Source organism: Streptomyces scopuliridis, from assembly GCF_042790125.1.
Classification (GTDB): domain Bacteria; phylum Actinomycetota; class Actinomycetes; order Streptomycetales; family Streptomycetaceae; genus Streptomyces; species Streptomyces scopuliridis_A.
Genome location: NZ_JBHTZS010000011.1, coordinates 1 through 13569, shown reverse-complemented (window position 1 = coordinate 13569; position 13569 = coordinate 1). Strand labels below are relative to the sequence as shown.

Below are 13569 nucleotides of genomic sequence, written 5' to 3'. Positions count from 1 at the left end.
CTCCGCGATACCACCCCCGGGCGGCGCGGGTCAGTTCCGCGATACCACCCAGCCGACCGCCTCGATACGCGCCGCGTCCTTCCGCCGTGCCTCGTCGAAGACCGGGCGCCCGCCGTCCTCGACCCGCAGCCCGTCCACGTACGCGCCCCTTCCCACGTACAGCCGGTCCGTCGTGTACCGCCAGCGCAGCCGTACCTCCGTATCGCGCCAGGCCGCCAGGTCCGCGGTCAGCCGGTGCCAGTCGCGTCCCGACCAGCCCGTGGCCGAACCCGCCGGATGCGCCAGCGGCTCCTGCCCGGTGCGTACGGTCGTGAAGGGCACCGGCCGCCAGCCGCTCCCGGCGTCGGCCGACGCCTCCAGGAACAGCGCGTCCGCGTCCGGCTCGGTGTCCCACCACAGCGAACAGCGCAGCACCCCGGCGCGGGCCGTGACCGGCGGCAGCGTCAGCGTGGCCGTGGTGGCGCTCGCCATGCCGGAGAACCACGCGGTACGGCCGTGGGCGGGCCGCACCGCGACGGCCCGCGCCATCCGGTTCGCCGCCGCGACGCGCGGCGCGCTGCCGGACCGCCAGCTCCGTACGGGGTGCACCGAGTTGCCGAGCACGATCAGGAAGGAGTCGGTCGTCGGGTCGAGGACGAGACTCGTGCCGGTGAACCCGGTGTGGCCCGCCGTGCTCGGGGTGGCCATCGCGCCCATGTACCAGTGCTGGTAGAGCTCGAAGCCCAGTCCGTGGGCGTCGCCGGGGAAGCCGGAGTTGAAGTCGGTGAACATCAGCTCCACGGACTCGGGCCGCAGGATCCGGGCCCGGCCGTACGCGCCGCCGTTGAGCAGCGTACGGGCGAGGATCGCCAGGTCCCAGGCGCGGGAGAAGACCCCGGCGTGGCCCGCGACCCCGCCGAGGCTGTAGGCGTTCTCGTCGTGCACCTCGCCCCACACCAGCCCCCGGTCCAGCCCCGACCACGGCCGGCGCGCGTCCTCGGTGGCGGCGATCTCCGGCTTCCAGGAGGCGGGCGGGTTGAAGCGCGTGCGGTGCATCGCGAGTGGAGCGGTGATCTCGTCGTGGAGCAGGGTGTCCAAGGTGCGACCGGTGATCCGCTCCAGGATCAGCTGGAGCGAGATCAGATTGAGGTCCGAGTACAGATAGGCCGTGCCGGGCGGACTCACCGGCGCCTCGTTCCACAGCAGCTGGAGCTTGCCCTCGTACGTCGGCGCCGTATAGAGCGGGACCCAGGCGCGGAAGCCGGAGGTGTGCGTCAGCAACTGGCGCACGGTCATGTCCTGCTTGCCCGCCCGCCCGAACTCCGGGAGATACGTGGTGACGCGCGCCGCCAGCTCCAGAGCTCCCCGCTCGATCTGCTGGACGGCGAGGATCGAGGTGAACAGCTTGGAGAGGGAGGCGAGATCGAAGACCGTGTCCTCGGACATCGCGATCCGCCGCTCCGGAGGCAGCTCCACACCGGTGTCGGTCTTCTCGTCGTACGCCGCGTAGCGCACGGCCGCACCGAGCGGCCGGTGCAGCGCGACCGTCCCCCCGCGCCCGGCGAGCAGGACGGCGCCCGCGTACCAGGGGTGCGCGGGGGAAGGGCCGAGGAAGGCCGTCGCTTCGTCGACCAGCCGGTCCAGCTCGCCGGGCAGGAGGCCGGCCCGCTCGGCGGAACCGTGCCGCAGCGTCGTCCGTCTCGCGCCACCGGACCCGCCACGTGGGCCTGCCGTGGTGGCGCGGGCCGAGCCCTCGGCGAACGGGATCGGTGCCACGGCCAGCGCCCCGCCCAGGGCCAGCACGCCGCCGCCCAGCCTGCGCCGGCTTATCCCACCGGCCCCACCGGTCCGACTGGCCCCACCGGTCCGACTGGCCCCACCGGTCCTACCGGCCCCACCGGTCCTACCGGCCCCGCCGGCGCGCGAGCCGCCCCGCGCGCCGTCCCCCGCGCCGCCCTCCGTACCGTCCGCTTCCCGTCCGTCCGCTCCCCGTCCGTCCGCCCGGTCCTGCGCCATGCGGCAGCCCTCCCCTGAACGTCGTGTCTCCCGGGTACTCACCGTCAGGACCTCTTACCACAGCGGAACTGACACCGCATCACGGGCGACGCGACGGACCCGCCCGTCCGGCGTCGCCGCCGCGCGCGCCATCTGCACCTCTGGCAGCGTGTGGCGCATGAGGACGAGCGTCGGCATCAGGTCACTGGTGTCCCAGTGGGCCGTGGTGGTGCCGCTGATCGCGCTGGTCGCGCTGGTGCTCAGCTGGGGGCGCAGCCTGCCGGGCTTCGCGGTCGCGCTCGTCGCCCTCTGTCTCGCGGGCGCCGTGCTCGCGGCCGTGCACCACGCCGAGGTCGTCGCCCACAGAGTGGGGGAGCCCTTCGGCTCACTCGTCCTCGCCGTCGCGGTCACGGTCATCGAAGTGGCGCTCATCGTCACGCTGATGATCGACGGCGGCGACAAGACCGCCTCGCTCGCCCGTGACACGGTCTTCGCCGCCGTCATGATCACCTGCAATGGCATTCTCGGCCTCTGTCTGCTGGTCGGGGCGGTGCGCGCCAGGGTCGCCGTGTTCAACGCCGAGGGCACGGGCGCCGCGCTGGCCACCGTCGCCACCCTGGCCACGCTCACGCTCGTGATCCCGACGTTCACCACCAGCAAGCCGGGCCCCGAGTTCTCCCCCGCGCAGCTGGGCTTCGCCGCGGTCGCCTCGCTCGTCCTGTACGGGCTCTTCGTCGCCGTACAGACCGTGCGTCACCGCGACTACTTCCTGCCCGTCACCCCGGAGGGGGGCGTGCTGGAGGAGGACTCGCACGCCCCGCTGCCCACCCGCCGGGCGACCGTCCTGAGCCTGGTGCTGCTGATCGTGGCGCTGGTCGCCGTCGTCGGGGACGCGAAGGCGGTGTCCTCGACCATCGAGTCGGGGGTGGCGGCGGCCGGGCTGCCCCAGGCCGTGGTCGGTGTGGTCATCGCCCTGCTGGTGCTGCTCCCCGAGACCCTCGCCGCCGTACGCGCGGCCCGCCGCGAGCGCGTGCAGACGAGCCTCAATCTGGCGCTCGGCTCCGCCATAGCCAGCATCGGTCTGACGATCCCGGCCATCGCGCTCGCCTCGATCTGGCTGAGCGGGCCGCTGGTGCTCGGGCTGGGGGCCATCCATATGGTGCTGCTCGCGCTGACCGTGGTGGTGGGCGCCCTGACCGTCGCCCCGGGCCGGGCCACGCTGCTCCAGGGCGGGGTGCATCTGGGGATCTTCGCCGCGTTCGTCTTTCTGGCCATCAGCCCATGACCCGGACGAGAGCGTCCGGGGGGATTGACCCGCCGCGCGGCTGCCCGGAGGATCGCGCCATGACCGCCGAGGACCAGACCGCGCCCGAGTCCGGCGATTTCCTCCGGGAGTTGCTCGACAGCACCGTCGACGGCGTGGTGCGCCGGACCGCGGCCCGGGTGCCCGACCGCGTGGCCGTACGGTACGCGGACCGCACCTGGACCTACGCGGAGCTGGACGCGGCCGTCTCCACCGCCGCCGCCGAACTGCGCGGTCACGGCCTTGAGGACGGCGACCGGGTGGCGTCCTACGGCCATAACTCGGACGTCTATCTGATCGCCTATCTCGCCTGCGCGCGGGCCGGGCTCGTCCACGTACCGGTCAATCAGCACCTCACCGGCGACGACCTCGGCTATCTCGTGAAGCAGTCGGGCAGCGCGCTCGTCCTCGCGGATCCGGGCCTCGCCGGACGGGTCCCCGGGGGCGTGCCGGTCCGTCCGCTGCGCGACGCCGACGGCTCGCTGCTCGCCGCGCTGGCCACACCGAGGCCGTACGAACGCGCCGGCGACCCGGGCGAGCTGTCCCAGCTGCTCTACACCTCGGGCACCACCGCGCTGCCCAAGGGCGCCATGATGACGCACCGCGCCCAGGTGCACGCGTACGCCAGCGCCATCACCGCCCTGGACCTGCGGGAGAGCGACCGGCCGGTGCACTCGCTGCCGCTCTACCACTCCGCCCAGACGCATGTCTTCCTGCTGCCGTATCTCGCGGTCGGCGCGGAGAACACCATCCTGGACGCACCGGATCCGGGGACGATCTTCGATCTCATCGGCGCGGGCCGCGCGGACAGCCTCTTCGCGCCGCCCACCGTATGGATCGGCCTCTCGCAGCACCCCGAGTTCACCACGCGCGATCTGACCGCGCTGCGCAAGGCGTACTACGGCGCCTCGGTCATGCCGGTGCCCGTACTGGAACGGCTGCGCGCGCGACTGCCCTCCCTCGCCTTCTACAACTGCTTCGGCCAGAGCGAGATCGGCCCTCTCGCCACGGTCCTCGGACCCGACGAGCACGAGGGCCGGATGGACTCCTGCGGCAGAACTGTCCGGCACGTCGAGGCACGGGTCGTCGACGAGGGCGGCGAAGAGGTCCCGGACGGTACGGCGGGCGAGGTCGTCTACCGGTCGCCGCAGCTCTGCGCCGGGTACTGGGACAAGCCGGAGGAGACGGCGGAGGCGTTCCACGGCGGCTGGTTCCACTCCGGGGATCTCGCCGTGCGGGACGCCGAGGGCTACTACACGGTGGTGGACCGGGTGAAGGACGTCATCAACTCCGGTGGGGTGCTGGTCGCGTCCCGGCAGGTCGAGGACGCTCTCTACACCCATCCCGGTGTCGCCGAGGCCGCGGTCGTCGGGCTGCCCGACGACCGCTGGATCGAGGCCGTCACGGCCGTCGTCGTCCCGCGCGGCGAGGTCACCGAGGCCGAACTCCTCGCCCACGCACGCGAGAAGCTCGCCCACTTCAAGGCCCCGAAGCGGATCGTGTTCGTGACGGCCCTGCCGCGCAACGCCAGCGGGAAGATCCTCAAGCGCGAGCTGCGGGACAGCCTCGGCGGGCCCTGAGCCGTGGACCGGGGCTCAGTGGCATCCGCCGGGGCTCCGTGGCGTCCGCCGGGCTCAGCGCGGTCTGAGGTCCACGATCCGCTTGATCTTGCCCACCGAGCGCTCCAGGGTCTCCGGATCCACGACCTCCACCCCCACCGAGACCCCGACCCCGTCCTTGACCGCCGCGGCGATCGCCCGCACCGCGTCCGCGCGCTGCGCGGAGGTCGCGTTCGCGCGCGCCTCGGCCCGTACCGTCAGCGCGTCCATCCTGCCCTCGCGGGTCAGCCGGAGCTGGAAGTGCGGGGCCACCCCCGGCGTACGCAGCACGATCTCCTCGATCTGAGTGGGGAAGAGGTTCACCCCGCGCAGGATGACCATGTCGTCGGAGCGGCCCGTGATCTTCTCCATCCGGCGGAAGACCCGGGCCGTACCGGGCAGCAGCCGGGTGAGGTCCCGGGTCCGGTAGCGGATCACCGGCATGGCCTCCTTGGTGAGCGAGGTGAAGACCAACTCGCCCTCCGTGCCGTCCGGCAGGACCTCCCCGGTGAACGGATCGACCACTTCCGGATAGAAGTGGTCCTCCCAGATGTGCAGACCGTCCTTGGTCTCCACGCACTCCTGGGCGACCCCCGGACCCATCACCTCCGACAGCCCGTAGATGTCGACCGCGTCGATCGCGAACCGCTCCTCGATCTCGCGCCGCATCTCCTCCGTCCACGGCTCGGCGCCGAAGATGCCCACCTGGAGGGAGGTCGTACGCGGGTCCACGCCCTGGCGCTCGAACTCGTCGAGCAGCGTCAGCATGTACGACGGCGTCACCATGATGATCTCGGGGCGGAAGTCCTGGATCAGCTGGACCTGGCGGGCTGTCATGCCCCCGGACGCGGGGATCACCGTACAGCCGAGCCGTTCCGCGCCGTAGTGCGCGCCGAGCCCGCCGGTGAAGAGCCCATAGCCGTACGCCACATGGACCTTGTGCCCGGGGCGCCCGCCGGCCGCGCGGATCGAGCGGGCCACCACATCGGCCCAGGTGTCCAGATCCCGCTGGGTGTAGCCGACGACGGTCGGCCGGCCCGTGGTGCCGCTGGAGGCGTGGACGCGCCGCACCTCCGACTGGTCCACGGCGAACATCCCGAACGGATAGTTGTCCCGCAGATCGGCCTTGGCGGTGAACGGGAAGCGCGCCAGATCGGCGAGCGAACGGCAGTCCTCGGGACGCAGCCCCGCCCGGTCGAAGGCCAGCCGGTAGTGGCCGACGTTCTCGTAGGCGTGCCGCAGTGTGGCGCGCAGCCGCTCCAGTTGCAGGGCGGCCAGCTCCTCGCGGCTGAGCTGTTCCGCCGCGTCCAGCAGAGGTGTCATGGGCGCTCTCCCGGTCCTTCGGACAGTGCGGTCATCCGATCGACCGATCATTCGGTTGATCGTCCCGGGATCAGTAATTCAGGAGTGCCGACGAGCGTCAAGAGCCACGACAGGGCCCACGTGGCGACTCTCCGCACACCGGCCGCCCCGCCGCCCCGCGCCCGGAAACCGCACGGCCCGTGCCCCGGCGGTTCCGGCGGGTGGCGAACTGCCGCTGGTCGCGGCGCATATGGCGGCGTCGCCCCGCTCGCCCGGCTCCGTCCGCCGGCCATGACCCGTGCCGCCCGCGCCTGCCGTCGCGGCCTGTCCGGGACCGGCGCCGGTCGATAGGGTGACCCAGGGACGACGCAGCGGGAGGAGCAGGACGTGGCTGAGAGCACCACCACCCATAAGCCGCTTTCGGGCTGGGACAAGCCGGAACTCGATCTGAGCAACGCGGACTGGCAGTCGAGCAGCCGGGGTACGGGTGACGTCCAGATCGCCTTCGTCGAGGGGTTCATCGCCATGCGCAACAGCGGCCGGCCGGAGAGCCCGTCGCTGATCTTCAGCCCGGCCGAATGGCGGGCCTTCGTGATCAACGCGCGGGACGGGGAGTTCGACCTCACCTGACGGAACGGACCCGACGCGGCGGGCGAAACGGACGGAGCGCGTCCCGGCCGGCGGAGCGTGGGCGGCCGGCTCCGGTGAAGTGGCGCGAACCCGTACCATGGTGGGATGTCCTTTCTCCGCCGCCGCAGCGCCGCCACCCCCGCGGGCCCGGACTTCGATGTCCTGGCCATGGACCCGGGTGACTGGCCCGGCAATCTGGGGGCGGGGCTGCTGCCCGCGCCCGATGGCAGCTGCCAGGGTGTCTTCCTCCGGTACGACCTGTTCGGTGGCCGCGGCCCCGCGATGATCATCGGCAATCTGCCCGCGGGGTCGCCCGCCCGCGAGCTGGCCGACGGGCAGATTCCGTTCGAGGTGGCACAGCTGCTGCTGGCGCTGGAGAACGAGGAGCCGGTCGAGGTGACCGGCGCCGAGGACATCCCGGTGATGCAGGGGGACAACCTCCTGATCGTGCGCCGCCTCAAGCTCTCGGAGAGCCGGATCTCCTGCGTCCAGTTCGACCGCAGCGACGATGTGCTGGTGACCATCGCCAGCTGGGACCGGCCGATCACGGACGATCTCTACGCGCTGCTGAAGCCGCTGCCCGCGGAGCTGTTCCAGCAGGGCTGAGTCGGGGGTACGGCAGCGCCGAATCAGGAGCCGATCGCTCCCGCACGGTAAGGACGAACGGCCGGTATCGGCCAGGTCCGTACCGGCGGGAGCGAATTTGTCATGTCCCTTGCCATTTCAGTCATCGGACTTTTACCGTGCCTGCCATGACCCCTGGGATGAGCCGCAGAACCACGATCAAGTCCGCGCTCGGGGTAACGGGCGCACTGACGCTGGGCATTCCGGCGATATCCGGAGCCGCAGCCGCCGTTAACCCCTCCGATGAATTGACGCTCAGGTATCACACACCCGCCGCCGACTGGGAGCGCGAGTCGCTGCCCATCGGCAGTGGTGCGCTCGGTGCGAGCGTGCTCGGCACCCTCGCCACCGAACGCCTCACCCTCAACGAGAAGACCCTGTGGACCGGCGGCCCCGGGGCCTCCGGCGGATACGACCACGGCAACTGGACCCAGCCCCGGCCCGGAGTGCTCGCCTCCGTACAGCGCCGCCTCGACACCGAGGGCAAGCTCACCCCGGAGGCCGTCGCCTCCGAACTCGGCCAGCCCAAGCGCGGCTTCGGCGCGTACCAGGTACTGGGCGATCTCGAACTGGCCGTACCGGGCGCCCCGTCGGCCCCCGACGGCTCCTATCGCCGTACGCTCAACCTCGCGTCCGCGCTCGCCGCCGTCACGTACACCCACCAAGGCGTCGCGTACACAAGGGAGTTCTTCGCCTCCTACCCCGGCAAGGTCATCGTGGGCCGGTTCTCCGCCAACCAGCCGGGGAAGATCGGTTTCACCCTGCGCTACACCTCGCCGCGCGCCGACTTCACCGCCACGGCGAGCGGCGACCGGCTCACCGTCAGGGGCGCGCTCCAGGACAACGGGATGCGGTTCGAGACCCAGATCCGGGTACGGACCGACGGTGGCCGGGTCAGCGCGGGGTCGAACGGCACCCTCACCGTCACCGGCGCCAACAGCGCCTGGTTCGTCCTCGCCGCCGGTACGGACTACGCCGACACCTATCCGCGCTACCGGGGCGCCGACCCGCACGGCGCCGTCACCGGCGCCGTCGACGCGGCCGCCGCCCGCTCGTACGACGCCCTGCGCACCGACCATGTGAACGACCACGGCGCCCTCTTCGGCCGCGTCTCGCTCGACATCGGCCAGCAACTCCCCGACCTGCCCACCAACCAGCTGCTGACGCAGTACACGGGAGGCTCCGGCGCCGCCGACCGGGCGCTCGAAGCGCTGTTCTTCCAGTACGGCCGCTACCTGCTCATCGCCTCCTCGCGGGCCGGCTCCCTGCCCGCGAACCTCCAGGGCGTATGGAACAACGTCACCAACCCGCCCTGGTCGGCGGACTATCACGTCAACATCAACCTCCAGATGAACTACTGGCTCGCCGAGGTCACCAACCTCGCCGAGACCACGGCGCCCTACGACCGCTACGTCGAGGCGATGCGCGCGCCCGGCCGGGTGAGCGCGCGGGAGATCTTCGGCTCGGCCGGCTGGGTCGTACAGAACGAGACCAACCCGTTCGGCTTCACCGGCGTGCACAACTGGGCCACCTCGTTCTGGTTCCCGGAGGCCGCGGCCTGGCTCACCCAGCAGCTCTACGACCACTACCGGTTCAACGGCTCCACCGACTATCTGCGCTCCACCGCCTACCCGGTGATGAAGGAGGCCGCGGAGTTCTGGCTCGCCAATCTCCGCACCGACCCGCGCGACGGGAAGCTCGTCGTCACGCCCAGCTACTCACCGGAGCACGGGGACTTCACGGTGGGCGCGGCGATGTCCCAGCAGATCGTGCACGATCTGTTCACCAACACCCTGGAGGCCGCCAGAACCCTGGGGGACGCGCCCGACTTCCGCGCCCGGCTGGAGACCGCCCTCGGCAGCCTCGACCCCGGGCTCCGCATCGGTTCCTGGGGCCAGCTCCAGGAGTGGAAGACCGACGTGGACAGCCGGACCGACGACCACCGCCATGTCTCGCATCTCTTCGGGCTCCACCCGGGCCGGCAGATCGTCGCGGGCAGTAACTGGGCGGAGGCGGCCAAGGTCTCGCTGACCGCGCGCGGTGACGGCGGGACCGGCTGGAGCAAGGCATGGAAGATCAACTTCTGGGCGCGGCTGAAGGACGGCAACCACGCCCACAAGATGCTCTCGGAGCAGCTCAAGAGCTCCACCCTGCCCAACCTCTGGGACACCCATCCGCCGTTCCAGATCGACGGCAACTTCGGCGCCACCTCGGGGGTCGCCGAGATGCTGGTGCAGAGCCAGCACGGCCCGATCGAGATCCTGCCCGCCCTGCCGGCCTCCTGGCCGAACGGCCGGGTGACGGGGCTGCGGGCGCGCGGCGGTGTCACGCTCGACATCAGCTGGAGCGGCGGAAGGGCGAGCCGGATCACGCTGCGCGCGAGCCGTACGGGGGACCTGACCCTGCGGAGCACGCTGCTGCCGGGCGGTGAGCGGATCTTCCGGGCGACCGCGGGACAGACCTACGAATTCACCCCGTAGGTCCAGATTCAGGTCCACGTCCCAGACCGGGGCCCCGCCCGCCGCACGGCCGGTGGGGCCTTGGCGCCGTGTGGACCGTCCCTCCTGCGGAACCGGGCGGAATCACGCAAGATGGATGCACGACTGGGGGCCGGCACGCGGCTGTCCGCCCGCCGCCGGACCTTCATCGAGCGAAGGGACAGCATGGACAGCAATGGTCTGAACTCCGACGTCCTGCGGGAACTGCGTGCACAGCGCACCTATCCGGCCGTGTCCCTGACGATGCCCACGGACCGCCGCGGGCCCCGCCACGAGCAGGACGCGGTACGGCTGCGCAATCTGCTCGCCGAGGCAGGGCGGCGGCTGGAGGCCGAACCGGATCTGGACAAGCGGGCCCGTGCCGCGGTCAGAGGGCAGCTCGACAAGGCCGTCGCCGAGGTCGATCTGCGCCATCTGCTCGACGGACTGCTGCTGCTCGCCGACGCCGGGGAGTTCCGGGTCTGGTACCTGCCGCGCGAGGTGCCCGAGCGCGTCGTTCTCTCCGATACCTATCTGACCCGCAACCTCGTGGCCGCCACCGCGCAGTCACGGCCGTACTGGGCGCTGGCGATCGCCGCCGACCGCGCGACGCTGTGGAGCGGAGCCGGTGAGTCCCTGCGCGAGCACCGCGAGGACGGCTTTCCCATGACGCCGCCGGAGGAGACCTGGGACGTCGAACGCGAGGAACGGATCGGCGACACCCCGAGCACCTTCACCGACGAGGAGACCCGCCGCTTTCTGCGGTCCGTCGACGAGGCCATGGGCGCGGTGCTGGCCCGTCGGCCCCGGCCGCTCCATCTGGTCGGCCTCGCCCCCGCGCTCGCCCTGCTGGAGGAGGCGGGCAACGCCACGCACACGGCCGTCGGACGGCTGGTCAAGGGCGGTCTGACGGAAGGTCCCGCCCCCGTGCTGCTGAAGGAACTCCAGCCCGTGGTCAAGGAGTACGCGCGCCGGGAGATGGCCGAGGTACTGACCCGGCTCAACGACGCCAAGGGCCGGCGCACCTTCGCCGCCGGACTCGACGAGGTCTGGGAATCGGTGCGTGAGAAGCGGGCCGACCTGGTCGCGCTCGAAGAGCACTACCGCCGTACGGTCCGGGTCAGCGACGGCCATCTGATCCCGGTGGACGGCGAGGCCGCCGTGGGCCCCGAGGTACACGAGGACATCGTCGACGAACTCGTCGAAGCGGCCCTGGACGGCGGCGCCGAGGTGGTGTTCCTCCCGGACGACGCGCTCGCCGCCCACGACCGCATCGCCGCCGTCCTGCGCTACTGACCCGGCTCCGGTACCGGTCTCCGGCACCGGTACACACGCGTACCCGCGCGGACAGGAGCCGGGCGTCACCGGCTCCCCCGTGACCGGTGACGCCCGGCATTTTCCCGCCGGTTCGGTATCAGCGCGCCGGAAGCACCTGCACATCGGCCGCCTTCACATAGGCGACCCGGTGCCCGAACTGGATCTCGTAGTACGTGTCCTTGCCCCGCACCACCCGGTGTCCGGCGGTGGCGAAGGTCGGCGCGAAGTAGTACTCGCCCGGTGCCTCGGCGCCCATCACATAACGCTGGCCCGCGAGCAGCTTGTAGGGGAACGCCGAGACCGTCTGGACCGGGACCCCCTCCGGATAGGCCGCGGCCTCCGGGAAGGCCCGCCCGTACACCGGGATCTCCGTCAGCCCGGCCTTGGGTGTCAGCACCGCCGCCTTGGCACCGACGGCGGTCGGGCTCGTACGCGGGTTGTGGAACCACGCCTTCTGGCCGAGGTACCAGATCGCCGTCCACTCGCCCTCGCGCCCGGCGACCGCGTACTGCTGGCCGGTCGAGGCACGGGCGCCCAGGTCGTTGACGTCGATGGTGGAGTCCTGGCCGCCGGGCCGCAGCCCGATGTCCTTCACGAGCGGCGCGTCCTCGGCCGGCGCGGTGTGCAGCCGTACGGCGCCCGAGCCGTGCGGGGCGCAGGCCTGGCCCGGCTTCTCGCAGCCGGTGTACGACGGCTGGTTGGCCGCGTAGTCCGGACGGATCGTGACCACCGACGCGGCCGGCCCCGCGGTCGCCGTGAACGGCTTGCCGAGCAGCTGGAAGTAGTGCGCCCAGTCCCAGTAGGGGCCCGGGTCGGTGTGCATCCCGGGGATCGTCGCGGTGGTCGTGCCGGGCACATTGTCATGGCCCAGGATGTGTCGGCGGTCCAGCGGGATGTCGTACTTCTTCGCCAGATACCCGACCAGCCGCGCGGAGGTGCGGTACATCGCCTCCGTGTACCAGGCGTCCGGCGCGGCGAGGAAGCCCTCGTGCTCCAGCCCCACCGACTTGGAGTTGATGTACCAGTTACCGGCGTGCCAGCCGACATCCTTGGTCGCCACATGCTGGGCGATATGCCCGTCGGACGAACGCAGCGTGTAGTTCCACGACACATACTTCGGGTCCTGGATCAGCTTGAGGGTGGTGTCCCAGGAGCCCTCGGTGTCATGAATGATGATGTAGTCGATCGACTGCGAGGCCGGCCGGTCGGCCTTGTCGTGGTTGCCGTAGTCGTCCTCGCCGAACTCCGCGTACGGCGCCGGGATCCACTCGCAGGCGACCGAGCTGGGGCACTCGGCCTGTCCCGCGTCGGCCGTGCGCAGACCGAGCCGCGCCGTCTGCGAGGTGTCGGGGGAGACCCGGGGGGCCGCGCGCAGCGCCACCCGCTGGCCGCTGTCCGTCGTACGGCGCTCGCCGTTCCTGATCACGTCGTACACATCATTGGCGTACGTCGCGGCGGTCGCGGAGTCGTCCGCCCCGGAGAACCGGGCCACCGCTCCGTACCAGTCGGCCGGATCACCGCTCAGCGGCTGCCCCAGCTCCCGCTGGGCCTCGGCCAGCAGCGCCGCGCCACCCAGGACATTGGCGGCGGGGCTCCGCCGCAGCTCCTTGGCGGGCAGCCCGGTCAGCTCGGCGGCGCGGTCCAGGGTGCGCAGCCGGGCGGGCAGTTCGGACGCCGTGGGCAGCGCCGCCTCGGTGACGGTCTTCACCGCGCGCGAGGTGTCGCCGCGCGGGTCCTCCGTACCCTCCGAGTGGTGCGGTGCGTCGGCGAGCGCGGTCCTGGCGTCGGTCAGATGCATCGGGCCGTAGCCGCCGGTGACGCTCGGGGCGCCGCTGTGCGTGTCCCAGCGGGACTGGAGATACGAGACACCGAGCAGCACGCTCTGCGGCACGTGATACCGCGCGGCAGCGGCGGCGAACTCACGCTGCAACGCGCCGGATCCCGGCTGTTCCGCGGTGGCGGACGGAGCGGCCGAGACCAGGGGCAGCAGCAGCGCCGCGGAAGCGACGACACCCCCCGCTCGCAGCGCCCGACCACGCGGGAATCTCGGTCGTGGGGGGACGGAACCTTCCAATGCAGCCTCCAGTGACGGGTGGTGCGCGAATGGCCTGCCGGGCCGACTGGACCTCCAGGGGTATCGGCTCCCGGACGATCCGTCAATCATCGGGCATGGAAGGGATTTCGCACGTCAGCGCGGGTATGACGGAGTTTCGCGGCGGTGGCGTCCGGGCCTGCGGCGCGTCAGTGGAATGGACCAATGATCAGACATTCGCCGCCGGAAGGGTCCGGACGTGGCCGGGAACCACGCCCGGACGCGCCGCGCGCCCCGTGGGACTGCACGGGG

At 71.7% G+C, this 13569-nt stretch carries 9 protein-coding genes; 6 read left to right on the top strand and 3 right to left on the bottom strand.

The features are described 5' to 3' along the window. Positions 1–30: 30 nt before the first annotated feature. Complete coding sequence (locus ACFRKB_RS18595; protein ID WP_383106981.1) at positions 31–1995, bottom strand: serine hydrolase; 1965 nt, start codon at positions 1993–1995, stop codon at positions 31–33. A gap of 157 nt (positions 1996–2152) precedes the next feature. On the opposite strand from ACFRKB_RS18595, the gene ACFRKB_RS18590 reads away from it, so the two are divergent. Together ACFRKB_RS18590 and ACFRKB_RS18585 are read left to right on the top strand one after the other, a co-directional pair. Further along, a complete protein-coding gene (locus ACFRKB_RS18590) occupies positions 2153–3259 on the top strand; it encodes a calcium:cation antiporter (RefSeq protein WP_383106980.1) in 1107 nt (368 codons plus the stop codon). A gap of 59 nt (positions 3260–3318) precedes the next feature. Continuing rightward, positions 3319–4857, top strand: coding sequence for a fatty acyl-CoA synthetase (locus ACFRKB_RS18585; protein ID WP_383106979.1), 1539 nt, complete (start codon positions 3319–3321; stop codon positions 4855–4857). A 54-nt stretch (positions 4858–4911) separates the two neighbouring features. Here ACFRKB_RS18585 and paaK read toward each other — a convergent pair whose 3' ends face one another. Continuing rightward, positions 4912–6198: a phenylacetate--CoA ligase PaaK gene (gene paaK, locus ACFRKB_RS18580; RefSeq protein ID WP_383106977.1), complete on the bottom strand. Its 1287-nt coding sequence runs from the start codon at positions 6196–6198 to the stop codon at positions 4912–4914. 366 nt (positions 6199–6564) lie between these two features. Between paaK and ACFRKB_RS18575 the strand changes: the two genes are divergently transcribed. The 4 genes from ACFRKB_RS18575 to ACFRKB_RS18560 all read left to right on the top strand — a co-directional run bounded on the left by ACFRKB_RS18575 (position 6565) and on the right by ACFRKB_RS18560 (position 11204). Then, positions 6565–6807: a DUF397 domain-containing protein gene (locus ACFRKB_RS18575; RefSeq protein ID WP_129767557.1), complete on the top strand. Its 243-nt coding sequence runs from the start codon at positions 6565–6567 to the stop codon at positions 6805–6807. Between the two features lie 105 nt (positions 6808–6912). Continuing rightward, positions 6913–7413, top strand: a complete 501-nt coding sequence (locus ACFRKB_RS18570) for a hypothetical protein (RefSeq protein ID WP_030353882.1) — start codon at positions 6913–6915, stop codon at positions 7411–7413. 146 nt (positions 7414–7559) lie between these two features. After that, positions 7560–9911 (top strand): glycoside hydrolase family 95 protein, encoded by a 2352-nt coding sequence (locus ACFRKB_RS18565; RefSeq protein WP_383106976.1) that lies wholly within the window; start codon positions 7560–7562, stop codon positions 9909–9911. 183 nt (positions 9912–10094) lie between these two features. Further along, on the top strand, positions 10095–11204 hold the full coding sequence (locus ACFRKB_RS18560) for a baeRF3 domain-containing protein (protein WP_383107327.1): 1110 nt from the start codon (positions 10095–10097) through the stop codon (positions 11202–11204). A 118-nt stretch (positions 11205–11322) separates the two neighbouring features. Here the strand turns inward: ACFRKB_RS18560 and ACFRKB_RS18555 are convergent, their stop codons facing one another. Then, a complete protein-coding gene (locus ACFRKB_RS18555; RefSeq protein WP_383106974.1) occupies positions 11323–13299 on the bottom strand; it encodes an N-acetylmuramoyl-L-alanine amidase in 1977 nt (658 codons plus the stop codon). Between the last annotated feature and the right edge of the window lie 270 nt (positions 13300–13569).

Excerpts from the sequence above, each read along its gene's own strand:
- ACFRKB_RS18560 (WP_383107327.1), top strand. The coding sequence starts at position 10,095 with ATGGACAGCAATGGTCTGAACTCCGACGTCCTGCGGGAACTGCGTGCA.
- ACFRKB_RS18590 (WP_383106980.1), top strand. The coding sequence starts at position 2,153 with ATGAGGACGAGCGTCGGCATCAGGTCACTGGTGTCCCAGTGGGCCGTG.
- ACFRKB_RS18570 (WP_030353882.1), top strand. The coding sequence starts at position 6,913 with ATGTCCTTTCTCCGCCGCCGCAGCGCCGCCACCCCCGCGGGCCCGGAC.
- ACFRKB_RS18565 (WP_383106976.1), top strand. The coding sequence starts at position 7,560 with ATGACCCCTGGGATGAGCCGCAGAACCACGATCAAGTCCGCGCTCGGG.
- ACFRKB_RS18585 (WP_383106979.1), top strand. The coding sequence starts at position 3,319 with ATGACCGCCGAGGACCAGACCGCGCCCGAGTCCGGCGATTTCCTCCGG.
- ACFRKB_RS18595 (WP_383106981.1), bottom strand. The coding sequence starts at position 1,995 with ATGGCGCAGGACCGGGCGGACGGACGGGGAGCGGACGGACGGGAAGCG.
- paaK (WP_383106977.1), bottom strand. The coding sequence starts at position 6,198 with ATGACACCTCTGCTGGACGCGGCGGAACAGCTCAGCCGCGAGGAGCTG.